The 24191-nt window shown below is 71.8% G+C and carries 28 protein-coding genes; 15 read left to right on the forward strand and 13 right to left on the reverse strand.

Translation table 11 applies throughout. The annotated features are described in order from the left end of the window. Positions 1 to 216 precede the first annotated feature (216 nt). The 4 genes from CRP52_RS22050 (at position 217) to CRP52_RS22065 (ending at position 5879) form a co-directional block, all read left to right on the forward strand. Entirely contained in the window at positions 217 to 993 is a 777-nt protein-coding gene (locus tag CRP52_RS22050; protein ID WP_097237953.1) for a hypothetical protein, read from the forward strand. Between the two features lie 106 nt (positions 994 to 1099). Next, complete coding sequence (locus tag CRP52_RS22055; RefSeq protein WP_097237954.1) at positions 1100 to 1945, forward strand: DegV family protein; 846 nt, start codon at positions 1100 to 1102, stop codon at positions 1943 to 1945. A gap of 212 nt (positions 1946 to 2157) precedes the next feature. Then, a complete protein-coding gene (locus tag CRP52_RS22060; protein WP_097237955.1) occupies positions 2158 to 3153 on the forward strand; it encodes a ComEA family DNA-binding protein in 996 nt (331 codons plus the stop codon). A gap of 35 nt (positions 3154 to 3188) precedes the next feature. Next, the gene (locus CRP52_RS22065) at positions 3189 to 5879 is read left to right on the forward strand and encodes a ComEC/Rec2 family competence protein (protein WP_373560510.1); all 2691 of its coding nucleotides are present in this window, start codon (positions 3189 to 3191) and stop codon (positions 5877 to 5879) included. A gap of 496 nt (positions 5880 to 6375) precedes the next feature. Here the strand turns inward: CRP52_RS22065 and CRP52_RS22070 are convergent, their stop codons facing one another. Further along, complete coding sequence (locus CRP52_RS22070; RefSeq protein WP_097237956.1) at positions 6376 to 6669, reverse strand: hypothetical protein; 294 nt, start codon at positions 6667 to 6669, stop codon at positions 6376 to 6378. A 134-nt stretch (positions 6670 to 6803) separates the two neighbouring features. Between CRP52_RS22070 and holA the strand changes: the two genes are divergently transcribed. Beyond that, positions 6804 to 7802: a DNA polymerase III subunit delta gene (gene holA / locus CRP52_RS22075; protein WP_097237957.1), complete on the forward strand. Its 999-nt coding sequence runs from the start codon at positions 6804 to 6806 to the stop codon at positions 7800 to 7802. An 86-nt stretch (positions 7803 to 7888) separates the two neighbouring features. Here the strand turns inward: holA and CRP52_RS22080 are convergent, their stop codons facing one another. Then, positions 7889 to 8557, reverse strand: coding sequence for a hypothetical protein (locus CRP52_RS22080; protein WP_097237958.1), 669 nt, complete (start codon positions 8555 to 8557; stop codon positions 7889 to 7891). Between the two features lie 585 nt (positions 8558 to 9142). Between CRP52_RS22080 and CRP52_RS22085 the strand changes: the two genes are divergently transcribed. From CRP52_RS22085 to CRP52_RS38410, 7 genes are read left to right on the forward strand one after another with little or no spacing between them, the layout of a single operon-like run. Continuing rightward, the gene (locus CRP52_RS22085; protein ID WP_143685804.1) at positions 9143 to 9445 is read left to right on the forward strand and encodes a hypothetical protein; all 303 of its coding nucleotides are present in this window, start codon (positions 9143 to 9145) and stop codon (positions 9443 to 9445) included. Then, positions 9442 to 9822 carry a DUF6907 domain-containing protein gene (locus tag CRP52_RS22090; RefSeq protein ID WP_097237960.1) on the forward strand — a complete coding sequence of 127 codons (381 nt, stop codon included), beginning with the start codon at positions 9442 to 9444 and terminating at the stop codon, positions 9820 to 9822. The genes CRP52_RS22085 and CRP52_RS22090 overlap by 4 nt, the downstream gene beginning before the upstream one ends. After that, positions 9819 to 10598 (forward strand): hypothetical protein, encoded by a 780-nt coding sequence (locus CRP52_RS22095; RefSeq protein ID WP_097237961.1) that lies wholly within the window; start codon positions 9819 to 9821, stop codon positions 10596 to 10598. Before CRP52_RS22090 ends, CRP52_RS22095 begins: the two co-directional genes overlap by 4 nt. 14 nt (positions 10599 to 10612) lie before the next feature. Continuing rightward, positions 10613 to 10765 carry a hypothetical protein gene (locus tag CRP52_RS38405; RefSeq protein ID WP_179852883.1) on the forward strand — a complete coding sequence of 51 codons (153 nt, stop codon included), beginning with the start codon at positions 10613 to 10615 and terminating at the stop codon, positions 10763 to 10765. Between the two features lie 8 nt (positions 10766 to 10773). After that, complete coding sequence (locus CRP52_RS22100) at positions 10774 to 11265, forward strand: hypothetical protein (protein WP_097237962.1); 492 nt, start codon at positions 10774 to 10776, stop codon at positions 11263 to 11265. Further along, positions 11262 to 11909, forward strand: coding sequence for a hypothetical protein (locus tag CRP52_RS22105; RefSeq protein WP_097237963.1), 648 nt, complete (start codon positions 11262 to 11264; stop codon positions 11907 to 11909). The genes CRP52_RS22100 and CRP52_RS22105 overlap by 4 nt, the downstream gene beginning before the upstream one ends. After that, complete coding sequence (locus CRP52_RS38410; protein WP_179852884.1) at positions 11906 to 12079, forward strand: hypothetical protein; 174 nt, start codon at positions 11906 to 11908, stop codon at positions 12077 to 12079. The genes CRP52_RS22105 and CRP52_RS38410 overlap by 4 nt, the downstream gene beginning before the upstream one ends. 301 nt (positions 12080 to 12380) lie before the next feature. Here CRP52_RS38410 and CRP52_RS37715 read toward each other — a convergent pair whose 3' ends face one another. The 4 genes from CRP52_RS37715 to CRP52_RS22120 form a co-directional block, all read right to left on the reverse strand. Then, positions 12381 to 12599, reverse strand: coding sequence for a hypothetical protein (locus CRP52_RS37715; RefSeq protein ID WP_143685805.1), 219 nt, complete (start codon positions 12597 to 12599; stop codon positions 12381 to 12383). 305 nt (positions 12600 to 12904) lie between these two features. Then, positions 12905 to 13744, reverse strand: a complete 840-nt coding sequence (locus CRP52_RS22110; protein WP_097237964.1) for a helix-turn-helix domain-containing protein — start codon at positions 13742 to 13744, stop codon at positions 12905 to 12907. Further along, complete coding sequence (locus tag CRP52_RS22115; RefSeq protein WP_097237965.1) at positions 13741 to 14280, reverse strand: DUF6879 family protein; 540 nt, start codon at positions 14278 to 14280, stop codon at positions 13741 to 13743. The genes CRP52_RS22110 and CRP52_RS22115 overlap by 4 nt, the downstream gene beginning before the upstream one ends. A 3-nt stretch (positions 14281 to 14283) precedes the next feature. Next, positions 14284 to 14484 carry a hypothetical protein gene (locus CRP52_RS22120; protein WP_097237966.1) on the reverse strand — a complete coding sequence of 67 codons (201 nt, stop codon included), beginning with the start codon at positions 14482 to 14484 and terminating at the stop codon, positions 14284 to 14286. A gap of 144 nt (positions 14485 to 14628) precedes the next feature. On the opposite strand from CRP52_RS22120, the gene CRP52_RS40850 reads away from it, so the two are divergent. Further along, positions 14629 to 14937 carry a DUF4236 domain-containing protein gene (locus CRP52_RS40850; RefSeq protein WP_097237967.1) on the forward strand — a complete coding sequence of 103 codons (309 nt, stop codon included), beginning with the start codon at positions 14629 to 14631 and terminating at the stop codon, positions 14935 to 14937. A gap of 57 nt (positions 14938 to 14994) precedes the next feature. Here the strand turns inward: CRP52_RS40850 and CRP52_RS22130 are convergent, their stop codons facing one another. The 7 genes from CRP52_RS22130 to CRP52_RS22165 all read right to left on the reverse strand — a co-directional run bounded on the left by CRP52_RS22130 (position 14995) and on the right by CRP52_RS22165 (position 22219). Further along, a complete protein-coding gene (locus CRP52_RS22130) occupies positions 14995 to 15462 on the reverse strand; it encodes a phage terminase small subunit P27 family (RefSeq protein WP_097237968.1) in 468 nt (155 codons plus the stop codon). Positions 15463 to 16101: 639 nt separating this feature from the next. Further along, positions 16102 to 17517 carry a phage major capsid protein gene (locus CRP52_RS22135; protein ID WP_257032800.1) on the reverse strand — a complete coding sequence of 472 codons (1416 nt, stop codon included), beginning with the start codon at positions 17515 to 17517 and terminating at the stop codon, positions 16102 to 16104. Between the two features lie 274 nt (positions 17518 to 17791). Next, positions 17792 to 18196: a hypothetical protein gene (locus CRP52_RS37140; protein WP_101948230.1), complete on the reverse strand. Its 405-nt coding sequence runs from the start codon at positions 18194 to 18196 to the stop codon at positions 17792 to 17794. A gap of 26 nt (positions 18197 to 18222) precedes the next feature. Beyond that, positions 18223 to 18681 carry a hypothetical protein gene (locus CRP52_RS22145; RefSeq protein ID WP_097237970.1) on the reverse strand — a complete coding sequence of 153 codons (459 nt, stop codon included), beginning with the start codon at positions 18679 to 18681 and terminating at the stop codon, positions 18223 to 18225. Beyond that, a complete protein-coding gene (locus CRP52_RS22150; protein ID WP_097237971.1) occupies positions 18678 to 20999 on the reverse strand; it encodes a DUF3987 domain-containing protein in 2322 nt (773 codons plus the stop codon). The genes CRP52_RS22145 and CRP52_RS22150 overlap by 4 nt, the downstream gene beginning before the upstream one ends. Before the next feature lie 181 nt (positions 21000 to 21180). Further along, positions 21181 to 21870, reverse strand: coding sequence for a hypothetical protein (locus CRP52_RS22160; protein ID WP_097237973.1), 690 nt, complete (start codon positions 21868 to 21870; stop codon positions 21181 to 21183). Positions 21871 to 21991: 121 nt separating this feature from the next. After that, complete coding sequence (locus tag CRP52_RS22165; protein WP_097237974.1) at positions 21992 to 22219, reverse strand: helix-turn-helix domain-containing protein; 228 nt, start codon at positions 22217 to 22219, stop codon at positions 21992 to 21994. A 143-nt stretch (positions 22220 to 22362) separates the two neighbouring features. On the opposite strand from CRP52_RS22165, the gene CRP52_RS22170 reads away from it, so the two are divergent. Beyond that, positions 22363 to 22947: a helix-turn-helix domain-containing protein gene (locus CRP52_RS22170; RefSeq protein WP_179852885.1), complete on the forward strand. Its 585-nt coding sequence runs from the start codon at positions 22363 to 22365 to the stop codon at positions 22945 to 22947. After that, a complete protein-coding gene (locus CRP52_RS22175; RefSeq protein ID WP_257032801.1) occupies positions 22922 to 24124 on the forward strand; it encodes a tyrosine-type recombinase/integrase in 1203 nt (400 codons plus the stop codon). Before CRP52_RS22170 ends, CRP52_RS22175 begins: the two co-directional genes overlap by 26 nt. The last annotated feature ends 67 nt before the right edge of the window (positions 24125 to 24191 follow it).

Here is a 24191-nt window from a genome sequence, read left to right on the forward strand (position 1 = left end):
CGGGCGGGCGTCCTTCGGGGCGCCCGCCCGGTGCTTTTCGGGGGGATTTTCGGGCGGCGGGGCCCTCCGGGAGATCCCGGATCTGTCCCTGATCTCCGGCCGTCGGGCCCGCGCGGGCCGTCCTCGGGCGGGTTCGGCGGATACCGTGGAACCCTCGGCGATGCGGCCCGCGTTGGGCCCGGTGGGGGCCGAAACGGTTGCGGAAGGTGGCGCGCGATGGACGTGTTCGGCGTGATGATCGGCCTGGTCCTGCTCTTCGGACTCGCGGTGGTCGTCCTGGCCGTGGTCGGCACGGTCAAAGCGGCCAAGGCCGTGGGCGCGAAGATCGAGAAGCACGAGGCAAATGCCCGGCGCGCCGTGGAGACCGCCACCCTCAAGGCGAAGACGTACACCAAGGTCGGCCCGCCCGCGCAGATCGCCACCGTCCGGCTGAGCCTGCGGACCTCGCTCGACGGCACTCGCCAGGTGCTGGAGGGCGGCCTCGACCAGGACGGCCAACTCGGCGAGTCCCTTGCCCTGTTGACCCGCCTCGACGCCCACGCGGCGGAGCTCGACGGCGAACTGCGGATGCTCGAACGCGAGCCGGACACGGCACGGATCGCCGCCAAGCTGCCGGAACTGCGCGAGCGGGCGGAGCGGATCACGCACTCGGCGGAGACCATGCGCTGGGCGGCGCAGGACCGGATGCACCGGTTCGCGGACGACGAGCTGAGCCGGCTCAGCCAGGAGTGCGAGAGCGAGGCGGGGGCGCTGCGGCACTGGGACGGTGCTGGTGGTTCCGGTGCTGGTGGTTCCGGTGCGGGCGCGGGTTCGGGTTCGGGTTCGGGGGCCGGTGCGAGCGCCGGTTCGGGCTCCGCGGGTGGTGCGGCGCGGGCCGGGCTGACGGACGGGAAGGGCCGTCCGAGCGCGGAGGAGCTGCTGGGGCTCGCCGACCCGCTGGCCAAGCTGGCGCAGCGGCTGCGGAAGCCGTCGGCCGGGCCCTCGGCGGGCTGAGCCGTCAGGGCTCCCCGACAGCCCCGAGACAGCGGCGGGCCGGCCTCCGGGGCGGCCCGCCGTCGGGCGCTGTCCTCCCGGACGAACGGGGAGTAACCTCCGCCTCATGCCCTCCGACCTCGCACTTGTCACCGATTCCACGGCCTATCTGCCGCAGGAGGCCCTCGACCGGTACGGGATCACGGTGGTCCCGCTGAGCGTCGCGGTCGGTGACTCGGTCCTGAGCGAGGGCGTCGAGATCTCCCCGAAGGACGTCGCCGAGGCACTGCGCGGCAAGCAGCGGGTGACCACCTCCCGGCCGAACCCGGAGACCTTCGCCGCCACCTACCGGGCGGCCGCCGAGGCCGGTGCGACGGGGATCGTCTCGGTGCACATCTCGGGCGAGCTGTCCGGCACCGTCGAGGCCGCCCGGCTGGCGGCCGTCGAGGCCCCCGTACCGGTGCGTGTGGTGGACAGCCGGCTGGTCGGGATGGCACTCGGCTACGGGGTGCTCGCGGCCGCCGAGGCGATCGCCGCCGGGCAAGGCCTGGCCGAGGCGGCCGAGGCGGCCGGCCGGCGGGCGGCCGGGACCAGCGGGTTCTTCTACGTCGACACCCTGGAGCACCTGCGCCGTGGCGGGCGGATCGGGGCCGCGCGGGCGCTGCTCGGATCGGCGCTGGCGGTCAAGCCGCTGCTGCACCTGGACGGGGGGCGGATCGAGCCGCTGGAGAAGGTGCGGACGGCGTCGCGGGCGATCGCCCGGCTGGAGGAGATCGCGGTCGAGCGCTCGGGGGAGCGGGAGGTCGACATCACCGTGCACCACCTGGCGGCCGAGGACCGGGCCGAGCCGCTCGCGGAACGGCTGCGGGCGCGGGTGCCGGGGCTGCGGGAGCTGTACGTCGGTGAGGTGGGCGCGGTGATCGGTGCGCACGTCGGGCCGGGGCTGCTGGCGGTGGTGGTCGCGCCGCGCTGAGCGGGCGGGTGGGTGGTTCGGGGGCCGGGGGGCCGGGGCCGGGGTGCCGGGGGCCGGGGGCCGGGGGACTTGGGGGCCGAGGGGATCGTCCGTCAACTTGAGAAGCCCTTGCTCGCTCGCGTGAGTGACGTTTTTTGTCCACAACCCCCGGGTTATCCACAGGGTTCCGGTAATCTCCGCGCGTTCGCCGGAGGACTCCTACCGTCCTCGGCATGACGACCATGGGCCTGGGCGCGGCGAAGCGCCAAGCGATCAACGAGACGGTGCGGCTGCGGATGGCGGCGCTGCTGCCGACGGGTGACGAGTCGGTGGGCGGCGTGGCGACCTCCGCTGCTTCGGGTGCGGCTCCGGATGTGTCTTCGGGTGCGGCTCCGGGTGCGACTCCGACGGTGGCAGGGCCGGGGACGACCGGTCCGCCGCCGGATGCGGCGCCGGTGCCGCAGCCGCCGGGCACCAACGATCCGGACGGCCACGGTGCCGTCGAGGATCCGCCGGGTGCCAGGGCCCGCCCACGGTTCGGCTCGCTCGCTTCCTTCGCCTCAGCGGTGGCGCTCGACCGGCGTGCGGTGGCCGGGCTGGCCATCCTGCTGCTGTTCGCGGTCGGCTACGCCGTGCAGCACTTCTGGCTGGCCAGACCGGAGACGGTGGCCGTGCCCGCGCTGACGGCCGGCCCGGCACCGCCGGGGGCGAGCGCTTCGCCCGTCGAAGCCGCGTCAGGGACCAGCCCGCCCGAGGCCGCTGCCGCCGCTGTCGCCGGCAGTGGGACGGTCGTCGTGGTCGACATCGGCGGACGGGTGCACGTCCCCGGGCTGCACACGCTGCCCGGTGGTTCGCGGGTGGCCGACGCCCTGCTGGCGGCCGGTGGTCCGCTGCCGGAGACGGACACCAGGAGCCTCAACCTCGCCCGCGTCCTGACGGACGGTGAGCAGCTCCTGGTCGGCGAACAGGCCCCGGTGTCGGCTGCGGCTCCGGCCCTCGGAACCGGCAGCGGACCGGCAGGCCCCGCCACACCCCGGCCACCCGTCAGCCTCAACCGCGCCACCCTCGAACAGCTCGACACCCTCCCCGGCGTCGGCCCGACCCTCGCCCAGCGCATCCTCGCCTACCGCAGCTCGCACGGCTCCTTCCGCTCCCTCGACCAGCTCCGCCAGGTCAGCGGCATCGGCACCCGCACGTACGCGGAACTCCGACCGTTGCTCACCCTCTGACGCCTCCTCCGCCGTTCTCGCCCCTCCGAAGGGAGGTGCCGCCGTTGTCCGCCACGCCCGCTGTGCCCGCAGCTTCCGCCGTTTCGGTCGTTCCCGTCGTTTCCGTCATCACCACGCCCGATCCGCCCACCCGTTCCCCGGGCGCCGACTTCCGGCTACTGCTGCCCGCCGTCTCGGCCTGGGTGGTCACGGCGGCGCTCCTGCCCCTGGAACCCGGGTACGAGGTCCCCGTACTCGCGGCGGCGGCCGCCGCCGTACTCGCGGCCGTCCGGCTGCTCAGCCGACGCGGAGCCCTGCGCCGGCGTGGCGCTGCCGTGACGCTGGCCGCCGTCCTGCTCACCGCAGCGGCAGCCGCGATCGCGACCCCACTGCACACCGCCGACCTGCACCGGGGCCCGCTGGCGGAACTCGCCCACGCGGCCGAGCGCACCGAGCCGCGGTCACCGACCGCACCCGCCCCGGCGGTGGAGGCCGAGCTCACCGTCGTGGGGGACCCGAAGGTCCACACCGCCCGGGGCGGCGTCACCGGCGGGCAGACGCTCCTCACGGTGGACGCGGTGGCCGACCGGGTCGTCCTGCTCCCGGAAGGGCGGACCACCCGCACGCACACACCCGTGACCGTCATGGTCCGAGGCGCGGAGAGCGAACCCTGGCAGCGGCTGCTCCCGTCCGAACGGCTGGCGGTGGAGGCCGAGGTACAGCCGGCGGGGGAGGGGCACGACACCGAGTCCGCGGCGCTGCTGCTCGTCCACGGGCCGCCCCGGCAGCTGGCACCGCCCAGCCTGCCGCAGCGGATCGCCGGCCGTCTGCGCGAAGGGCTGCGCACGGCCACCGACGGGCTCCCGCCGGACGCGCGCGGGCTGCTCCCGGGACTGGTCGTCGGCGACACCTCACGTCTGCCGGACGACCTCGAAGACGCCTTCCGGGCCACCGACCTCGTCCACCTGGTCGCGGTCAGCGGGGCCAACCTGGCGATCGTCCTCGGTGCGCTGCTGGGCGCGCCCGGGCAGGCCGGCACCCCGGAACGGCGCGGGCTGGCCGCGGTACTGGGGCTGCGGCTGCGCACCGGCGCCCTGCTCGGCACCGGCCTCACGCTGGCCTTCGTCACCGTCTGCCGGCCCGAGCCCAGCGTGCTCCGGGCAGCCGGGACGGGCCTGATCGGCATGCTGGCCCTGGCCACCGGCCGCCCCCGCCAGGCCGTGCCCGCGCTCGCCGGGGCGGTCCTGGTACTGGTCCTGCTGGACCCGTTCCTGGCGCACTCGTTCGGCTTCCTGCTCTCGGTGCTCGCCACGGCCGGGCTGCTCATCCTCGGGCCGCACTGGGCCGAGGCCCTGCGGGCGCGGCGCTGGCCGCACCACCTGGCCGGCGCCCTCGCGGCGACGGCGGCCGCGCAGGCACTGTGCGCGCCGGTCACGGTGGTGCTCTCCGGGCACATCAGCCTGGTTGGCATCCCCTGCAACCTGCTGGCCGAGCTGGCGGTGGCGCCGGCGACGCTGCTCGGCTTCGGGGTGCTCGTCCTGCAACCGCTGTTCCCGGCCGCGGCCTGTCTGCTCGCGGAACCGGCCGGGGTGCCGGCCGGCTGGCTCGCCCTGGTCGCGCGGCGCGGTGCCGAGCTGCCCGGCGGCCAACTGGCTTGGCCGGGAGGCTGGTTCGGGACGGTGACGGTTGCAGTGGTCGTCCTGTCGGCCTGCTGGGCGGCGCCGTTGCTGCTGCCCCGGCCCGTGGAGCCCGGCCGACCGGCGCCCGCCCGGCGGCGCTGGGTGAGAGCGTTGCTGACGGGAGCATTGCTGACGGCGCTGCTGGCCGTCCTGCTGCGCCCGCCGCAACTCGCCCGGATCGCCACCGGATGGCCGCCGCCGGGGTGGCGCCTGGCGATGTGCGACGTCGGTCAGGGGGACATGTTGGCCCTCGCGACGGGGGAGCCGGACAGCGCGGTGGTGATCGACACCGGGCCGGATCCGAACGCTGCCGACCGGTGCCTGCGCGACCTGGGCATCACGGCGGTGCCCCTCCTGGTGCTGACGCACTTCCACGCCGACCACGTCGAGGGCCTGCCGGGGGTGTTGCGGGGCCGCCGGGTCGGCGCGGTCGAGGGTACGACGCTGGACGACCCGCCGGGCGAGGCGGCCCGGGTGGCGCGCTGGGCCGCCGAGGCGGCGGTCCCCCTACTGCGGGCTGGTCGCGGTGAACGGCGTTCGGTCGGAGCGGAGTTGGCGTGGGAGGTGGTGTGGCCTGCGCCGGGGGCGTCCGTCGAGGCGCCCGGCGCGAACAACGCGAGCGTTGCTCTGCTGGTCTCACTGACGGGAGGACTGAGGATGGCACTGCTGGGAGATCTGGAACCGCCGGCGCAGTCGGCCTTGTCGGGCCGCCTGGGGCGGGTCGACGTACTGAAGGTGGCTCATCACGGCTCGGCACACCAGGACTGGGACCTGACGGGTGCTCTGCGGCCCCGGCTGGCGCTGATCTCGTGCGGCGAGGGGAACCCGTACGGGCACCCGGCCCCGAAGACGGTGGACCGCCTGCGCGGCCTCGGCGCGGCCGTCCTGCGGACCGACCGGGTGGGCGACATCGCGGTGACGGGGGATTCCCCGGCGACCCTCGGCGTGTCCGTCCACCCGCAGCCCGGGCACGCGGCCCACGGGCCGCGTGCCCGGGACACCAACCGCTCGGCGGCTCCCGCCCGCCCCGGCGAGGGTCCCGCATCACCGCGGGGCCCGCCCGCGTGATGCCTGCTCTCCTCCTCCCGACCACCAAGTGGGGAAGGGTAAGGGGTAGGGGTGGTGGGAGGTGGAAGGGAGGAGCGGGAGCGGGCCCGGGAGAAACGTTTTTGCGGCGCTCTCCGGGGCGAGCCCGGAGCGCGCCGCCGGGTTCGGGGAGTGCTGGCCTGCCCGGGCCGCGCCCGGGCAGGCCAGCAGATGAGCGTGGTCGGGCATGGGTGGGGCGTTCGTGGAGCATGGTCGGGCGGTGGCAGACCACCGCCGGGCACGGGTTGCCGTGGCAGGTCGCTGGCTCCCGGGGAGACGGGTGGGTGCCAGGGGGCAGCGGTTCGACGGGGAGAACCGGCATGGGTGGGGCAGCGCAGGGCGGGGCGGGGCGGGAACCGGGAGCTTGGTTGCGGTGTGCTCTGGGCGGGCCCGGAGCACACCGCCCAGAAACGTCGCCGCGCAGAGTGCCCCCGGTTTGATGCCTGGGTGGTTCGGGGCGGGTGGGCCCGCGTGGCCGTCAGGCGTTCTCGCGCCAGCCTTCGTGGTCGGCGGCGAGGGTGTCGAGGGCGTGCAGGTGCGCGGGGGTCCAGCCGGTTTCCGGGGGTTCGACGACGACGAGCCACTGGGCGTCCTCGGCGTCGTCCTCACCGGCGAGGGCGTCGCGGACGATTTCGAGCTCGCCGAGGTCGGGGTGGGCGGCGCCGAGCTCCTCGGCGGCTTCCTCGGCGGTGTCGCGGTCGGGCAGGACGAGCAGCTGCCGGGCGTGCGGGTCGTCGACGTCCGGAAGGTCGGTGGCGTGGTTCTCGGTCACCGGATCATTGTCCAGGCCGTCCTCCGAGGCCGGGCAGGCGGGCAGGTGGGCAGGCGGGCAGGCGGGCAGGCGGGCAGGTGGGCGGGCACGCGGGCGGGCGGGAGTGTCCGCGGCCCGTGGGATGCTGGTAGGCGATGGCCAGGAAGAGTGCACCCGACGACCTGCTCGCCCCGCTGACCCTCGCGGTCGGCCAGGAGGAGCTGCTGCTGGACCGCGCGGTCGCCCAGGTGGTGGCGGCGGCGAAGGCGGCGGATCCGGACACCGACGTACGGGACCTCCCGCCCGGCGGGCTGCAGCCCGGCAGCCTGGCCGAGCTGACCACGCCCTCGCTGTTCGCCGAGCGCAAGGTGATCGTGGTCCGGGCCGCCCAGGACCTCTCCGCCGACTCGGTGAAGGAGGTCAAGGCGTACATCGAGGCGCCCGCCGAAGAAGTGATCATGGTGCTGGTGCACGCGGGCGGGGCCAAGGGCAAGGGCTTGCTGGACGCCGGGCGCAAGGCGGGCGGCCGCGAGGTGGCCTGCGCGAAGCTGGCCAAGGCGAGCGAGCGGCTGGCCTTCGTCAAGGGGGAGTTCCGGGCGCTCGGCCGCTCGGCGACCCCGGAGGCCTGCCAGGCGCTGCTGGACGCGCTCGGCAGCGACCTGCGCGAGCTGGCGGCCGCCTGCCACCAGCTGACCTCGGACGTCGAGGGCACGATCGACGAGACGGTGGTGGCCCGCTACTACAGCGGCCGGGCCGAGGCGACCGGCTTCGAGGTGGCCGATCTGGCGGTCACCGGCCGAGCCGCGGAGGCCTTGGAGCGGCTGCGCTGGGCGCTGGCCGTCGGCCAGCCGCCGACCGGCATCACCTACGCGCTGGCGTCCGGCGTGCGCAGCATCGGCCGGCTGGCGACCACCGGGCGGAACATGCGCCCGGCGGACCTGGCCCGCGAGCTGGGCATGCCGCCGTGGAAGGTCGACCGGGTCCGTCAGCAGATGCGCGGCTGGACGGGGGACGCGGTGGCCACCGCGCTGACCGCGATCGCCCAGGCCGACGCCGCCGTCAAGGGCGGATCGGACGACCCGGCCTTCGCCCTGGAGCGCGCGGTGGTCGCCGTCGCCCGGGCCGCCCGCGCCGGATCCCGCCCCTCGTACTGAGCGCCCGAGCACGCAGCTACCCGAGTCCGCAACGGCCCGAGCACGCGGCTACCCGCGCAGGGCCGCCAGCTGCTCGGGCACCCGGCCTACTTCCGCATCGCCCGGATGGCGTCCTGGCCGTCGGACTGCAGGGCGCTGCGCAGCTCGTCCTTGGACGGCGGCTTGCCCTTCCCCTCCGTGTAGCTCGCGGTGTAGTTGATGTAGTAGGTCATCCCGCCGTCGCGGATGTCCAGCTCGGCGTAGAGGCTGTGGTACTTGTCGGAGCCGTCGTCCTTGTACAGGAAGTACGCCTCCTCGCCCACTCCGGAGATGTCGGTGACCTGGTAGCCGCGGGCCCGGTAGAGCTCCTTGTTGGCCTCCAGCTCGGGCGCCGGGTTGACGGCCTTGTGCAGGTCGGCGCGCAGGTAGACCGAGACGTACTCGCTGTCGCTGTTGCCGCCGATGCGCTTGAGGCTCATGGAGCAGTTCATGCTGTCCAGCGCCGGGTGCCGGTCGGTGTGGTGGGTCGGCGCGGAGGTGTCGGAGACGGCGTAGGTCTGCAGCAGCTTGGTGGGCTTCGCGGTGGCGCAGAAGTCGTCCGAGAGGTGGTAGCTGCCGAGGCTGCGCGGTGAGGAGTCGGTGCTGACCATGCCGGGGACGGCCATCACGGCGGCGGTCCAGCCGGCGGAGGCGAGTACGGCGCCGACGAAGGCCCAGACGGCGTTGCGCCGCAGGTTCCCCCCGGAGCGCGGCGGAGTCCCGGAAAGGCCCGGCATTCCGGGTGAGGTGGGTATTCCGGGCGACGCGGGCAGCCCGGGCGGCGGCCCGAAGCCCGAAGCGCCCGGTACGGGCTGTGCCCCCGGCCCGCCTGCGGGCGGCTGCTGCGGGAACCCGTACCCCGGCCCGTTCGACCCCGGCCCGTTCGGCCCCGGTGTCGGCGATGGCGGCGGCGGTGGCGTCGTCATGGAATTCCCCCCTGTGTCCGGCGCCGGGGTGCTCCCTGCACCCCGATCGAACCTGACCGACCGACCGACCATAGCGGCCGGACCGTGGAACGCGACAGGCGCCGCAGTGGCCTCTGGGGAAGAGGCCGACTGCGGCGCCTGCCGTACTGCTTGATTGCACCGCACCCGCGTGGCGAACGCAGGCCGCGTGTGTTCGATAAGTCTAGCTGACCAGCGGAAACAGCCTCATATGCCGGTTGACCTGCCAGAACGTCTCACGACGTATCACGCAAATTCCCGGTGTCTCTCGGCCTCATGTGTACTGAATGTGTACTGCGAGACGAGACGGCGCCGCCCGGTGGTGGAACACCGGACGGCGCCTGAGCCGGGCCCCTACCCAAGAGGGAGTCCGACCTGATGAACGACCCTACCCCCGCTATGCCCGGCCGCCGGCGCCGCTTGCCGGACTACGCGGCCACCAGCCCCATCCACCTGCTGATGCTCTCCATGGGCCTCAGCGCCGACGACCCGCGGGACGTCCTCCTCGCGGTGGCCTACCGACTGGCCGCCCGCCTGGAGCGGCGCGCGGCCCCGTGGGATGCCGAGGGTCTCGGCCTGGTCGGTGCGTCCGCTGACGCCCGGCTGACCGGCGGCCCCTGCTCGGTCCACCTCCACGCCCGCATCGGCCGGTACGAGGACCTCGGGGACGGTGCCCTGTGACCACGCCCCGCACCGCCACCGTGCACACCTGGGACCAGGGAATGGTGACCGTGCCGTGCCCGCCGTGGTGCCTCGGTACCCACGAGGACGGCCTCGACCTGGTCGACCTCGCCCACGAGGGCCCGGAGACCGCTCTCACCCTGGTCACGCACCGCGGACCCGTGCGGCTCCTGGACGCCGCGCTGTGCCAGTACCCGTACAGCAGCAACCTCGACGACCGCGGTGTGAAGCTGTCCGTCCTGCTCGGCCTCGACGGCTGGCACCGCCTTGCCCCGGCCGACGTGTACGCACTCGCCGAGACCCTCACCGCGCGGGCTGTCGAGCTGCGGGCCCTCGCCCGGCAGCTGGCCGAGCTGCAGAGCGGGGGTACCCGATGAAGCGCGACGTTCTCGGCTGGCTGGCCATGGGTGCCAGCATCGCCGTTACCGCACAGGGGGAGTGGTCGCTCGCGGTGTCCTCCGGCTACCACCCGGTCGTGGCCGGCGCTCTGCCGGTGGCCATCGACGCCTACGCGATCCGAGCTCTGCGGACGGGGCGCGAGGTGCTCCCCGCGGTCCTCGCCATGGTGGCAACAAACTCGGCGGCGCATCTGCTGCACGGCGGGATGCTCACCATCTCCCCTGCGCTCGTCGTCGCGGTCTCCGCCATCGCTCCCCTGGTGCTCTGGCGGATGCACGTACTCAAGCACGACCCGGAGCCGGGCCCCGTCGCGGCTGCGGAAGACCTCGTGGCAGATGCGCCGGATGCGGTGCGTCCCGCAGATGCCGGTACGAGCGGGGAGCGCACCGAGGTGACCGTCGAACGGGTCGACCCGGACCCGGTGCTTGAGGCCGTCCCGTGGCCCCGACTGGGTGGCGCATCCGTGCATCCAGCCCTGCAACCCGTGGCCGCCGTTGCAGGTCACGGAGCCAGGTCGGACGACGGCTCCAGCGAGCCCAACAGCCAGCCAACGGCCGATGCGTCCGATGCACCCCCCGCCGACCAGCCGGATGCGGAATGCCCCCAGGCTGACCTCCTCGCGGCTGCGAAGGCCGTCGACCGGGCCGCCCGCGCCGAGAACGGTCGACCCGCGTCCTTGCGTCGGCTGCAGGCCGAGCTGCGCATCGGACAGTCCCGCGCCCAGCAACTGCAGCGTGCACTCGCGGCCGTCTGAGAGGCCTGTCTTTCATGCTGCTCGCCCTCGTGGCGTGGCTGCTGCTGACGGCGGCCGGGTTCACCGGCCTGGCCGTCGTCGCGCCCCATGCCCTCCCCGCCGTGCTGCGGACCACCCTCTTCGTTCTGCTCGCCTGCGCCTGCATGGCCGGCCTGTTCTCCCTGTGAGGATCACCATGAACACCGTCACCCTCGGCGGCCTGGCCGTCGGTGCGTCCCTCCTGGTCCTGTCCGCCATCCGCTGGTGGTTCCGCGACGGCCACCAGCCCGCCGCCGCCGTCCCCTACCTCCTCGCCACCGCCTACGGCATGCTCGCCATCCTCACCACCGGCGGCCTGCTCGGCGGCAGCGCCGGCGTCGCCCTCTGGGGCGCCAACGGGCTCGGTGACCTCAGCCTTGTCTACGGCGTCGGCGGCACCACCACCGACGTCACCCGTGCTAACCAGGTCGCCCTGAGCCCGGGCGGCTACGTCATCGTCCTCCTGCTCACCGTCGTCATCGTCGGCCTCTGGAAGTGGGCCGGGAAGGTCCCCAACGGCAAGCTCGCTGCCGGCATCGGCACTGGGGTATGCCTGGGCCTGTCCGGCACCATCGCCGGGGCCGCGGCGGTCCCGCTCGCCAGCGCCGTGAACGCCGCGGGCGTCCTGTTCACCCAGGCGATGCAGTGACCGGCCGGCTGCTGGTCGGCGGCGGAGTTCTCCTCCAGCGCGTCACCGACTGGACCGCCCGAGACGGCGTGAAGTCCGGCATCGCCCGCGGCATCGGAATCACCTCCGGAGCGGCCTTCGGCGGCGGGTTCCTCCTCGCCGCCCCCGGTCTCTGGTGGCCCACTGCTGGAACCTGGCTCCTCGCCTCCTGGATCGCCGCCAAGAACGCCGACCGGCAGACGGGCGAGGAGGAGACCGAAGAGACCGAGGACGAGCTGGACCACGGGGCGTTTATCGCCTCCCTCCACCTCTTCATCGGCGCCGAAAAGGGCGCCCACCTCGCCCAGCTCGCCGCCGGCCTCCTCGGCGACGAAACCGCCACCGACCGCATCCGCGAGATGTGCGACGCCGCCAACGTACCCATCACCCGCGGCGTCCGCGTCAAGAACCGCGGCGTCTCCACCGGCATCCGCCGCGACCAACTCCCCCCACTCCCCCCTCACATCCTCCAACCCCTCGCGAACCGTGTTGCTGCAGGTCAGAGCGAGCAACAGCAACAGCAACACGCACCCGAAGAGGGGGCCCGAGAGGGGTTCTGGATCAAGGACGACCCCGAAAACCCCGCCCGATCCGCCGTCCACTGGATCAAGGAGAAGACCTCGTGATCAAGTCCGAAGCCATCGTCCGCGCTGCCCGCGAAGTCCTCGCCCACGGTGGCCCCGATTGCCTGGACGACCGCTACGCCACCCTCCGCGCCGTGGACGACGCGATGGCCCTCGGCGCTACCGAAGACGAAATCAAGGCCGAAATGGGTCGTCAGCACAAAACGCGCTGACCCGGCGGCGCTGGCCTCGGGATCAATCAGGGAGCTCGGGTGATCAGGAGCGGGCCTTGGCAGTAAAGCCGGGGCCCGCTCCGTCGTCCGCGGCCGTCCGGCTGGCCGGGGTGTCAGCGGATCCCCTCGGGGAGGTGGCGGCTTCGGACTCCGGCCGGAGGTTCGCGGCTGCAGTCGGCGTGACCGCGAATGGTGTCGCTGTGGGAGTTGAGCGGGCCGTTGTAGGTTCCGCGCCCCCACTCCCCGCACACCACGCAGTAGCCGCGGCACTCGTCCTGGGGCGACGTTCCGTCGACAGCGCTCACTGGGAACCTCCGGGCAGATTGCGCGAGCAGGGGCATTCGGGTGTTCCGCACATGCATGTCAGCTCGCGGACTCTGGCCTCGTTCCACAGGCCGCCGGGGCAGCCCCAGTGCGCGCCGAGCTGGCACTCGGCGCTGATGTACCGGCCGGCCTGGCTGACGTCCAGCCGGACGACGATGGCGGCCGGCGTGTCCGGCCTGGTAGCGGCAGTGGTCATGGCTTCCCACCCCCCAGGCATTGAGGACACGCCCGCACGGCCCAGCCAAGCGGGGCGCCCCCGCGGCAGGTGGCCGTGTAGACATGGCCATCCGCTCGCAGATCATCCGCCGCCCCGCAGCGTCGGCAGCGCAGCCCGTGTAGCTGGTCCGAGGTCAGGCCGACTGCCGAGGGGTACCCTCCGGGCAAGCGCGCCGGTGAAATCGCTGTATCCACCATGACCAGCAAGGTAGGGCGGGTTTTCTCGGCACATGGGCCGTGTTTCTCGCAGTTTCGAGCCCGGTTCTCGCTGCTTCCCGGTGCTTCTCAGATAGGGCCGATCGTGTGACGTGCCGACACGAGAATGCGGCGCGCTTCGGCTCCTGTGACCGCGGCCTGCTCGTACATTCCCCAGGCCCTGAGGTACAGCGAAACGTCCGCGTGGTCGTCCAGGTGCAGCGCGGCGTTGATCGTCTCGACGGTCACGTAGGACTGGTCATGGATCCAGAAGCCGTGTCGGAGCGTCAGCGGCAGGTCTGCCAAGAAGGGGATGATGCTGATGCTGACCGTGTCGAGGCCGACCAGACCGGACAGCCGGTCCAGCTGGGACGCGAGCACGTCTGGCGGGCAGATCCTGGCTCTCAGCGCTCCTTCCCAGAGGATGAACTGGAACCGTCGGCCTGGCACATAGAGCAGTTCCTGGCGACGCATCCTCTCCCGGACGGCGTCGTCGGTGTCCTGCGGCGACTGGTGCAGCGCGGCCGAGGCGAGCAGGACGTGACGGGCGTATTCGGGCGTCTGCAGCAAGCCGGGTACCACGTTCGGCTCGTAGGCCCTCACGACGCAGGCACCACGCTCCTCCGACCCGGCTTCCTGCTGGGCTGGCTGGTGGCCGTTCGCCAGCCGGCGACGCCACGACCGGTAGTGCGTCTCCAGCATGGCCAAGTCCGATTGGAGGGAACCGGCCACGCTGGGGTGACCGGTTGCCTCGGCCCACGCGGTCAGGTCATGAGGTGTGGCGGTTTGGCGCCCGTTCTCCAACTTGCTGATCTTCGAGTGAGGCCAGCCCAGCCGGGCGGCCAGTGCCCGCCCGGTCAGCCCGGCATCGTCGCGCAACTGGTGAAGGCGGACCCCGAGTGCTTCCCGGGCCCGCTGGAAGTCGCTCACACCCGAGACGGGACCTGGTCGGCGAACGCCGCCCGAGGAACTGCGTGGTGCCGCGCCCGGTCGCGAATCTGGCACGCCTTGAGGACGGCCGCGGGATCGCTGATCAGCTCGGCGCCGAGGTAGTTGTCGCCCTGGTCGAAGTGCATCTCCAACAGGTGCTCGGAGTCGAACAGCCAGAAGTCGCGCTCCGGCAGATCCAGGCGGCGGGCCGTCGCGCGTTGCAGGTGCCTGATGTCCTCGCCGGCCTGGACGTTGGCCCATCCGACGTGCAGCAGGTAGGCCTGCCCGTCAGTGATCGGGTCGTCGGCGATGCGAACCCGCCCCACGCGCTTGCCGGCCGCGGTCTGAGTGGCGATGTTGCGGCACCACGGGCGGTTCGGGTCCGTCTGTGGGTCCTCGCCGCGCAACCACCGCTTGAAGCCGTCTCCGGCTACGTCAGACGCGTAGCCGCGCCGGCTCTCCAGCCGCCATGCGGTGTGGGCGAACCCGTCACCGAAGAAGTGGTCGAACCGGTCGTCGCTGATGAACTCGGGCATGGGTCAGACCTTCGGGGTGAATCGGGTCAGCAGGTCACGAGGGACGACGACGAAGGTCTCGCCGGGCAGCACATTCCGCAGCTGGGCGAGGGCTTCGGGGTCAGTGAGCTGGTAGCCCTGGACGACGATGTCGCCGGTCTCCGTCTCGTACAGCGTCGGGCACTTGCCGTCTTCGCTGGTGCTGCCGAGGAACGTGAGCTTCACGGTGCTCTCCCTCTCTGCTCAGTGGGTTACCAGGATGGCCTGACAGCTCATTCAATGTGGCCAAAACCAGGACTCCTGGGGGCGGATGCGAGACGATGCCGCTCACCAGGGCGGACCAGCCGGCCCCGGGGAGGGAGCGCCGCGATGGGATATCGGAAGTCCTTCAAGGCTGGGGGACTGCGCGTCACCGCCTCGAAGAGCGGTATCAGCTACTCGGCGGGGGTGAAGGGGGCCCGGATCACCAAACAGGCCAACGGGCGTGTCCGAACGACCGTGGGGATCCCCGGCACTGGTATCTCCCACAGTAGGACCGCGGGCACTCGAAAGGTGCGGTCGCGCCCTGCGACGGCAGCAGCCCCACAAGGGCCCCGTCGGCAACACAGCAAAGGTGAGTGGATCAGTGCAGGTATCTTCCTGGCCCTGTTTCTCCTCGTGCTCTTCGTGCTGGGCTGACACATGATGAGGCGTCCGGCCCCATTGGGCAGCCGGACGCCTGGGTTCCTTCTGCGCTCAGCCGCGCCGTTGGCGGTTCTCTAGTAGCTCCTGCAGCTTGCTCTTCGCCTTCACCTCGGCGAGGCCCATGCGAGTGCGGTCCGTTGGCGTGAGCCCGAGCGCGCCGAGTTGACGGGCGATCTCCCGGTCCAGCGTGGACAGCATCCCGACCAGCGGGTTGGCGTACGCGTAGCCCTTCTCCGTGAACAGCACCGGGTCCGACGACTCCAGCCGGGCCATGAAGTCCTGCCGACGGTCGAACAGCTCACAGAGCATGACGACGGCAGGCCGGTCGGTCTGGCCGATCCACGAGCACTCAGCGATCACCTCCCATATCGCCTTTCCGGCTGGGCCCAGCTGGTCGGGCGGCCGGTCTTCGACCGGCGGAAGCGCGACGACGTTCGAGGTGTCCGGGAGCGGCCTGCCACCGGGGTTGCCAAGTCGGCGCTTGCGCTCCGTAGGTGTTGGTGGGCGTCCTATCGCCATGGCTCGCTCCTTCCTTGATCCTTTCAAGACCCCCCGGGCGCACTTTCGCGGCTGTGTGTGGGGGCTGGGGGGCCGGGTCCGAAGACGATCATGCGTCGGACTTTTGACCTCCCCCCGGTACGGTGCCGCTGCAGGGCCGCCGCTTACGCACCGTGACGTCAGACGGGCGTCGGCTGTCGGCTTCGGCCGCTTCTACCGCGCCGCCGTGGTCGAGCCTCGGCGCTGGCTGCGGTCGAGGCCGAAGGACAGTGGCACGGTGACGGCGGTGCCGCTTGGCCGGGCGTTGGGGCGGGCTGCTGCTCGGCGTGCAGCTCGGTTGCGCGGCGTTGATGGCGCTTCGGTGGTGGTACGTGTGGGGGCTTCCTGACGGTGCTGACGGTACGGCGGTGCCGCGGAACCGGTGGCTGCTCGGCGCACTTCGGATCTGGCGACTTCGGTAAGGGCTCGGGCCCGCTCGCTCTTCTCGCGGGTGACCTTGCGCTCCTTCATACCGGTCTCCTGTCTGGCCAAATGGCTGTTGTCGGAGCTGGGGTGGCCGGACATGTGGGGCGGGGGTTGGAGGCCACCCCTTCGAATCTGGACCCCCGGGTATGGGCAGGCCCGCCCTCCCGCATCAGGAGGGCGGGCCTGCCGCGTGCGTCAGAACCCGGCGGGCGAAATGAGGCCCGTTCCCGAGAGAACGGCGATGGACTCGGGCCGGCGGTTCGGCATGAAGGCCGCATAGGAATAGACCTGCAGTCGAACCTGGAGCGTGCCGGACAGAACCTCGGGCATGGCGCGAGTGCGCATGGCGCCCTCCCAGAGGTAGGTGTCCGAGGTCCGCATGGCCACGATCCGCTCCTCGTTGGAGCCGCCGCCGAGGTTGGACGGGATGTTGCCGTCGGTCATGACGGGGAAGGCGCCGAGCTTGCCGACGTAGCCCTCGACGTCCGAGCCGACCTGCAGCGCGGCGGGGTTGAACGGCGAGCTGGTGTCCGGGAGGACCAGCGGCCGGCCGCTGGTGTCGAGCGTGCTGGCCATCCAGTACCAGCGCGACGGGGTCATGAACAGCGCGGTGGCGGGGAGCTTGCGGTTCTTCGCCACCTGGCTGAGCGCCTGCATGACTGGCACGTACAGCTCCGGCAGCGTCGGCGACGCGTCCGTGTAGGTCACGGAGTTGATGCCGCTGACGTTGAGCACCCCGAGCAGCTGGCCGTTGCTGCCGGTACCGGTCCAGCACTGCTGGTCGAGCTTCTGGTTGTAGTCGGCCATGAGGTCGGCGAACACGATTTCGTCGAAGCCAGCGGGGCTCTGCTCCAGCAGCTGCAGCGCGATGTCCTGCTGGCCGGCCAGGGTCCGCACGGGCACGGACACGAACGTGTCGGTCAGGTCCTGCGAGGTGACGAGCGCGCCGTCGGCGGTCTGCACGCCCACCGCGGTGCCGGTGGCGACCTTCGGCACGTTGATGCTGTCGGTGCCGCTGGGCAGCGTCAGGTTGCGGACGCTGTTGGCGAGGGTGCGGCCGAAGCGCGGCAGGTCGACGTACTCGTCGATCAGCCACATCGGCGGCACGAAGTAGCCGCCCTGGCCATCGGTCCTATTGGGGTTGACGCGGCGCTCGAAGGTGCCGCCCTGGTCGACGCCACGCAGTTCCTGCTCGGCGCGGGCCCGGCGGATCTTCTCGCGCCGCGGCATTTCCACATCCATCTCCTGGGCGTGGCGGGAGAGTCGTGCCGTGGCCTCGGGGTCGTGCTCGACCTGGGCCTTGGCGAGGTCGCGGAAGTAGCTCTGGCCGCTGTTGCGCTCGTAGGTGAGCGGCTCGGACGTGACGCTCAAGCTCGGGGAGAACTTCCGAGCGGTGGGCGCGGCCTGGGCGTCCCTGAGGGCCTGGTCGGTGAGTTCCTCGATGCGGGTGCTGATCTCGTTGGCCCGCTCGGTGTGCTGCTCGATCAGGCGGCTCTCGTTGGGCGAGAGACTGCGGTTGTGCTTCTGGGCGGTGCTGAGAATGCGGCTGGCTTCGGCCTTCTCGGTGGCGAGCTTCTCGCGGAGGTCGGCGAGCATCTGGACAGTGTCCACGTTGGGGGCTCCATGCAGGTGTGGATGCCGCGGGCGCTCTCGGCCATGGATGGCGGGCGCTCGTCTGCGCGGCAGGGAAGGGTGTGCTCGGCGTGCGCTGTCCGGCTGAGCCCCGTCCGGGACCGGATGCACTGGCGGGCGGCTCCGCATCCACGGAGTGCCGGCCTGCTGCTGCGAGCAGGTAGGGCGGCTGACGGCTTGGCCTCCACCGTGGTGGCCGTCTGTGCTCTGCCCTACCTGATCAGCATATCCGGTTGGGGCGTCAGGGAACCGTCTAAGCGGCGTCGTTTGTGTCCGGGGTGGCGCGGGGGCGGTTCTGCAGCTCGACCAGACGGCCTTCCGCGGCCTGGTGCTCGACGTCGGCGGCGAGGGCGGTGTCGCCGGCCTGGAAGAGCTCGGCGACGTCCTCGTCGGTGGCGTTGCCGGGCCCGGTGGCGATCAGGTGGTCGATCCGGGCGAGCCATTCGGCGCCGGCCTGCTGGGCCTGGTCGAGGTGGAAGTCGGCGTCATACCGGGCGAGGTCGCGCTCTTCGCGCTCGTTAGCGCGCATGAGCTCGATGGCGAGGGCGACGAGGACGTCGGTGCTGCTCTCGCTGAGGGCGAGGGCGGCAATGCGCCTGTCCTTCGGCGTCATGCAGGCGATGGCGCGGGTAAGTGTGGGGAACTGGTGCTCGGTCATGGTGAATCCCTTGAGTGGTCGAGTGGTCAGGAATCGGCCGGGGTGCCGTGCGCGCGCAGCTGGGCGGCGAGGACCGGGTCAACGCGGTCGACGGCGTCCACGAGCAGGAGGGGCCAGTAGGTGGGGCCGCCGCTGCGGTCCGTGATGAGCAGAACGTCGCGGCTGCCGTCGGCGGGGATGCGCTGGCGGACAAGCCGGCTGACGGCGCGATGGTGCACGGTCTTGGGGATGGTGACGACTCCCCCGGTGGGCACGAGCATGTGCGTTCCACGGAACGTGGTGAGGTCGCTGGTGACGAGGACCTCGGGCGCGCCGACGTCGAGGTAGGCGGTCCAGTGGCCGACCAGGTCGAGGCCGGCGGCGAGGGCCTGGCCGACACCGGGCGGGATGGTGACGAGGTACTCGGTGCGGTCGGAGAGGACATCGGCGAGGCGACGTACGGCGGTCTCGCGCGGGATGAGGTTGCGGTTGCGGGTGGTGGTCACTGCGGCTCCTGCTGACGGGCGGGCGGCGTGTGCACCCACGGGTGGACGTCGAAGGCGGGCGAGGGCTTGCGTCCACGGACGCCGGGCCGCTCCGGCGGCGGCACAAGGCTGATCCAGCCGTAGTCCTCCAGCTCGCCGAGGACCGCGGTCATGGACTCCATGTCCTGCGCCCACTTCCGACCCTTGAGGGCCTGCCAGGCCTGCCGGGCGGTGAACTGGGCCGAGGGGTCGGGGCGTCCGCGCAGCCAGGTGATGACGTCCCGGAGCGGGCCGAGTCTGCCCTCGCCGTCGGCGCCCATGAGGTCGAACACCGCCTTGGCGTGGACGATGAAGTACGGGGCCATGGCGAGGACGGCCGCCATCCGGTCCCGGGTGATCGTGGACGCTTCCGGGTTCTCGTAGACCGTGAGGCAGGCGGCGATGCGGATCAGCTGGCCGCGGAACTTGCCGGCCCAGTCGGCGACCTGGTGCAGGTCGCCGCCGGGCTTCCGCCGCTTGGCGAACCCGTTGTAGAACTCGCCGAACAGCTGTCGGGCGTCCGGGTCGAGGTCGAGCGTCAAGACCTCGCTGCGGTTCCACACGCGTTCGACCAGGGCGCGGATGCGCTTGGCGTAGGTGTCGGCGACCGCGTGGGGTACGGGCGGGGAGTCGAAGGTGTCTTCCTCGGTGGCGGCGGGCCGGCCGTACAGGAAGCGGCCGAGCAGTCCGTTCTCTCGGAACTCGGGGTTCTTCTTCTCCAGGCCCGTGAACACGCCGGGTTGCACGATGAGCCCGATGGCAAGGAACGTGCTCGACATGCGCGCGGAGCTTCGGCCGGTGCGGTCGATGGTGTAGGGGCTGCCGGTGTACGCCTCCAGCAGGAGATCGGTGTTCGCCTTCCCGTTGTTGCCGTACAGGCCCCCCGCCACCTTGATGAGGCCTCCCTCGGAAGCGAGCAGCCCGATCCGGCCGCCCTGCCCGTGCATCACCTTGGCGATGGCCTCCAACGTGGCGTCGCGGATGAGCAGGCGCGGCAGCTCGGGCTGCTCGCCGAGCTCCAGCAGCTTGACCCGGGCGGCCTCGGCGTCCGCGAGGGCGTTGTCGGGCTTCTCGCTGGCGGCCTTCTGTTCGGCCTTGGCCATCTGGCCTTGCGTGATCCGGATCTCCTGGGCCGTGGCCTCAACTTGTGGGCGGGCGGCCTCGATCAAGTCGTCTTCGATCTCGCGCAGCGGTGCTGCGGCCGCGTTGAGCGCGGGGGTCTTCTTCTCCGAAGAGTCGGCGAGTGCGGCGAGGTACAGGGCCGTCGACTCGTACCAGTCGGCCTTCACCCGCACTCGGCGCCGGCCGCCGGTGGCGGCGGAGATGGTGGCGAGGGCGGCGAACGCGACCAGGTCGGGCGGCACCTGGAGGGAGGCGGCGTTGGCGGTGACGAACGCGCCGAGTTCGCCCAGGTGCTCGACGGGGAACGGCGGCAGGGGCCGGGCGTCGAGGCGGACCGGCTCGTCCCACCCGCCATCCTCGGATCGCATCCCAGAAATCCCAGAATGGCCGAAGGGGTCCGCAGGCTGGGACGGCCTCGGGATTCTGGGATTTGTGGGACGCACATCGACAGGCACCAGGTCCGTGTAACCGAGTTCGGCGGCGAGGTGGTCGGAGACGTCCTTGCCTGCGGCGGGCTCGACGACCCGGTGCGGGATCCCGGCTTGCTGCAGGGAGGCCGCGACCTGGGCGGCGTGCGCGCGGCCGGGCTCGTCCCGGTCGGCAACGACGACCACTTCGCCGGCGCCGTGCAGATGACGGGTGTGGTCGTCGGTCCACTTCCCGGCGCCGCCCGAGTTGCAGGTCGCCACAACGCCGATGGCGGCGAGGTTGTCGACGTCCTTCTCGCCCTCGACGACCAGGACCAGGCCGCCGACCGCAACCTCGGCGCGGACCTGCGGCAGGCGGTAGGGCACGCGGCGGATGCCCTTGACGCTGGGCGCTCCGTCCGCGGCGTACTGGCGGAACGTCTTGGGGGAGTAGCGCACGACGGTGTAGAGCAGCGTGCCGTTCTCGTCGCAGTACGGGTATTCGGCGACCTTCACGGGCCGGTCGTTCCTCTTCTCGCGGGGCTCGTCGTGCAGGTCGGCGAGCGTGAGTCCGAGGGCGGCGACGATGTCCTCGGTGGGGCATCCGGCGTGGCAGTGCACGACGACGTCGGCGCCGCGGCTGCCGCGCCCGACGGACAGGGACGGGCTGTTGTCGTCGTGGGCGGGGCACTGCCACGAGCGGCCGGTGTGGTCGCTACGGCTGCCTGCGGCGACGAGGGCGTCGTGGACGCGGTCGAGGGCACTCACCATGCGGTCACCTCCTTCTCGGTGGTTCGGCGCTTCGTGAATCGGAGGCGGAGCTCCCACAGCTGCCATCCGGCAGCGGACAGTCGGCGCAGCTCTGCGCGGGTCTCGCGTGGGGTGAGGCCGTACGGGGAGGGCCCGAGGACCCCCGCCGGGTCGGCGGGGGCCTCGGTGGTGGTGCGGTGGTTCACTCGTCCTCGCCCGGGGCGGCGAACAGCTCGGGGCGGGTGTACTCCGCGACCGCCAGGGCGACGGAGGCGTGAAGGCCTTCGCCGGTGCTGCGGGCAGCCTCGGCAGGGGTGAGCCCGTCGGCCTGGCCGCCCTCGACGTGTCGGCGGACGGTCTCGCGGATGAGGTGGTCGGCCACGAGGTAGAGCGGGTTCGACGCGCGGTTGGCGTTGCTCCAGTCGCTCTGGTCACAGAACGGGTCGATGTCCTCGACCATCTCGGCAGCCGCGATGATCAGGCGGAATGCGATCTGGCGCGGGGTGAGGCTGCCGGGGGCGCTGGCCGCGGTGAGCGCGTTTCTGATCGCCTGCTCGGCAAGCCGGACCCCGGCCGGCAGGACTTCGGCCGCCGGCGGGCACGAGGGGGTGCCGCAGGACTTGAGTACCTGGCCGTCGAGCGTGACGGCCCACGGCCGGAGCGGCACGTCCGGCCCCGGGTCGATGCCGTGCACGGCGCATTCGCCGCCTTCGAGCTGCAGCTCGGTGTTCTGCCCGGCCGGGGCAGCCGGCAGTGCGAGGGCGAGTTCGGCTATGGCGGCGAGTGCCGGACGGGTGGTGCGCCGGTCGGCGTCGTGCCACAGGTGCTCACCCGTGAGGGCGATCAAGTCGGTCGGGGTGGTGGTCTTGATGGTGCTGGTCGTACCCTGCATCTGAAGCTCCTTCGACGGCGGCGCACTGGGTTCACGGCCCGCGCCGCCGTTCGGCTGTCTGGTGATGGACGGTGCTTCGTGGCCTTCAGCAGAGTGGCAACTCTGTTGGAGGCCTTCTTCGTTAGGCCGCGGCGAGGTCGCCGCTCAGCCACTTCTCCACGTCGCTTCGGCGGTAGCGGACACGGCCGCCGCGGCCCGGCGTGAGCTTGGTGTAGGGGATTCCGATGCCCTGGTAGCGGTGGTTGGCGAGGGTGCCCGGCGTCAGCTTGGCGAGCTTCGCCGTCTCGGCGGGAGTGAGCCACTCCTCGCGGGCACTGCGCAGGCGGACAGCTTCGGAGGGGATGGACATAGCCACTCCTGTCTGAATAACGCAGATGGATACTTGCGTTACCCCGGTACTTCCCGAGATGATGACGACGGTAGCCGACGCGGCAACGTGCCGCAAGGATCCAGTCAGTTGTCTGGAAAATGCAGACTGATACCGTCGAGATCATGGCGACAGGACGGATGGAAATGGGACCGACCGGACGCATGGTGGCGGCGAACCTCCGCCAACTGCGTGAGGCGAAAGGGTTGAGCCTTCGGGCGCTTGCCGCTGAGGTGCAGCGCCTCGGTCACAGCCTCAGCCCTGATGCGATCAACAAGATCGAAAATGGGCGCCTGCTCGGCGCGGAGCAGGAAGGAATGTCGTCGCCGCCGGTTCGACGGATGGACGTTGACGACCTTGTAGCCCTGGCGCTTGCGCTGGGGGTCACGCCCAATCGCCTGCTTCTTCCTGACCCGAGTTGGGAGGGAGAGGTTTCTCTCGCGCCCGAGGTGACCCACGAGAGCGGGGTCGCTTGGCAATGGGCAACGGGGGAGCGCCCTCTTCTGGATCCGAATGCGACGGAGCGCGTTCGCCGGGCCGAGACGGCGAAGTTCACGGCAGCCAACAGGCTTCCGGGAGTCTCGCCCGACCAGGTGAGTCGAGCCATGGCGACGCTCGCGAGCTGGAGTGAAGGGGCCACGCTTCGAACGGTCGAGGCGGCCAAGCCCTTCCTGTCGAAGGAGGATGAGGGTGGCGAGGGTCTGGATTGAGGACCGGTCGACGCAGAAGGACTACATCACCGCGATGGAGCGGTGGCGGGCGGCGAAGAAGGCCGGCAGCAAGCGGGCGGCGCCCGGCCGGTGGCGGGTCCGGTGGTACGACCCGAACGGTGACCCGAAGGCGAAGACTTTCGGCACGCTCCCAGCCGCCGAGAAGCACCAGCAGGACACGTTGGAGCGGCTCGACAAGGGCAGCTACCGCGACCCGAAGCAGGGCAAGACCCTGTTCTCGGACGTGACCACCGCATGGTTCGGGGCGCTCCGTCGGCCCGGTGAGCGGACCAAGGACGACTACCGCGAGCTGCTGGACCTGTACGTCCTGCCGAAGTGGGGGACGTGGCCGGTCGCGTCGATCCGGTGGGAGGACGTCTCGGAGTGGCTGACCGAGCTGTGCAACACGCCCGGCAAGCGCGGCAAGCCGCTCTCGCCGGCCCGTATCGCGAAGATCCACCTGGTCTTCGGCATGGTGCTCAAGTACGCCGTGAAGACGGGGAAGATCGCCACGAGCCCCGCCGTCGATCACGAGCTACCGCAGGACGAGGACGACGAGGATCACGTCTACCTCACGCACGACCAGGTCGAGGCGCTGGCCGCCGCCGCGGGTGAGTACGCGCTGCTGCTGCTGGTGCTGGCCTACTGTGGGATCCGGTGGGGAGAGGTGTCGGCGCTGAAGGCCGGCCGCGTGCAGGTGTCTACGCGGCGGCTGCGGATCGTGCAGGCCTACACGCGCAAGCGCGGCGGCGGGCTGCTGCTCAAAGACGTGAAGAACCACGAGAAGCGGTCCGTTCCCCTGCTCGGGTCGCTGGTCGCGGACCTGCGGGACGCGCTCAAGGGCAAGGGGCGGGAGGCGCTCCTGTTCACCGGCCGGGATGGCGAGCCGATGGGTTACTGGGAGTTCCGCTCAACCATCTTCGACCCGGCGGTGAAGGCGGCCGGACTCGAAGGCCTCGGCCTCACTCCGCACAAGCTCCGGCACACGGCGGCCTCACTGGCCATCGCGGCCGGTGCGGACGTAAAGGTGGTGCAGCAGATGCTCGGCCACAAGTCGGCGGCCATGACGTTGGACGTGTACGGGCACCTGTTCCCGGACCGCCTCGACGAGGTTGCGAATGCCCTCGATGCGGGCCGCGCGTCCGCACTGGCGGCCAGGACTGCGCTCGCCGCGTAGCAAGGCAGCCGGATCCATGTGTACAAAATGCGTACTGCCCGCCCGGTGGGGACCGGACGGGCAGTAG

Source organism: Streptomyces sp. 1331.2, assembly GCF_900199205.1.
Lineage (GTDB): Bacteria > Actinomycetota > Actinomycetes > Streptomycetales > Streptomycetaceae > Kitasatospora.

What these genes read in the sequence shown, in the direction of transcription:
- CRP52_RS22050 (WP_097237953.1), top strand. Translation starts at nt 217, where the DNA reads ATGGACGTGTTCGGCGTGATGATCGGCCTGGTCCTGCTCTTCGGACTC.
- CRP52_RS22055 (WP_097237954.1), top strand. Translation starts at nt 1,100, where the DNA reads ATGCCCTCCGACCTCGCACTTGTCACCGATTCCACGGCCTATCTGCCG.
- CRP52_RS22060 (WP_097237955.1), top strand. Translation starts at nt 2,158, where the DNA reads ATGACGACCATGGGCCTGGGCGCGGCGAAGCGCCAAGCGATCAACGAG.
- holA (WP_097237957.1), top strand. Translation starts at nt 6,804, where the DNA reads ATGGCCAGGAAGAGTGCACCCGACGACCTGCTCGCCCCGCTGACCCTC.
- CRP52_RS22080 (WP_097237958.1), bottom strand. Translation starts at nt 8,557, where the DNA reads ATGCCGGGCCTTTCCGGGACTCCGCCGCGCTCCGGGGGGAACCTGCGG.
- CRP52_RS22085 (WP_143685804.1), top strand. Translation starts at nt 9,143, where the DNA reads ATGAACGACCCTACCCCCGCTATGCCCGGCCGCCGGCGCCGCTTGCCG.
- CRP52_RS22095 (WP_097237961.1), top strand. Translation starts at nt 9,819, where the DNA reads ATGAAGCGCGACGTTCTCGGCTGGCTGGCCATGGGTGCCAGCATCGCC.
- CRP52_RS38405 (WP_179852883.1), top strand. Translation starts at nt 10,613, where the DNA reads ATGCTGCTCGCCCTCGTGGCGTGGCTGCTGCTGACGGCGGCCGGGTTC.
- CRP52_RS22100 (WP_097237962.1), top strand. Translation starts at nt 10,774, where the DNA reads ATGAACACCGTCACCCTCGGCGGCCTGGCCGTCGGTGCGTCCCTCCTG.
- CRP52_RS37715 (WP_143685805.1), bottom strand. Translation starts at nt 12,599, where the DNA reads ATGACCACTGCCGCTACCAGGCCGGACACGCCGGCCGCCATCGTCGTC.
- CRP52_RS22115 (WP_097237965.1), bottom strand. Translation starts at nt 14,280, where the DNA reads ATGCCCGAGTTCATCAGCGACGACCGGTTCGACCACTTCTTCGGTGAC.
- CRP52_RS40850 (WP_097237967.1), top strand. Translation starts at nt 14,629, where the DNA reads ATGGGATATCGGAAGTCCTTCAAGGCTGGGGGACTGCGCGTCACCGCC.
- CRP52_RS22130 (WP_097237968.1), bottom strand. Translation starts at nt 15,462, where the DNA reads ATGGCGATAGGACGCCCACCAACACCTACGGAGCGCAAGCGCCGACTT.
- CRP52_RS37140 (WP_101948230.1), bottom strand. Translation starts at nt 18,196, where the DNA reads ATGACCGAGCACCAGTTCCCCACACTTACCCGCGCCATCGCCTGCATG.
- CRP52_RS22150 (WP_097237971.1), bottom strand. Translation starts at nt 20,999, where the DNA reads ATGGTGAGTGCCCTCGACCGCGTCCACGACGCCCTCGTCGCCGCAGGC.
- CRP52_RS22160 (WP_097237973.1), bottom strand. Translation starts at nt 21,870, where the DNA reads ATGCAGGGTACGACCAGCACCATCAAGACCACCACCCCGACCGACTTG.
- CRP52_RS22165 (WP_097237974.1), bottom strand. Translation starts at nt 22,219, where the DNA reads ATGTCCATCCCCTCCGAAGCTGTCCGCCTGCGCAGTGCCCGCGAGGAG.
- CRP52_RS22170 (WP_179852885.1), top strand. Translation starts at nt 22,363, where the DNA reads ATGGCGACAGGACGGATGGAAATGGGACCGACCGGACGCATGGTGGCG.
- CRP52_RS22175 (WP_257032801.1), top strand. Translation starts at nt 22,922, where the DNA reads ATGAGGGTGGCGAGGGTCTGGATTGAGGACCGGTCGACGCAGAAGGAC.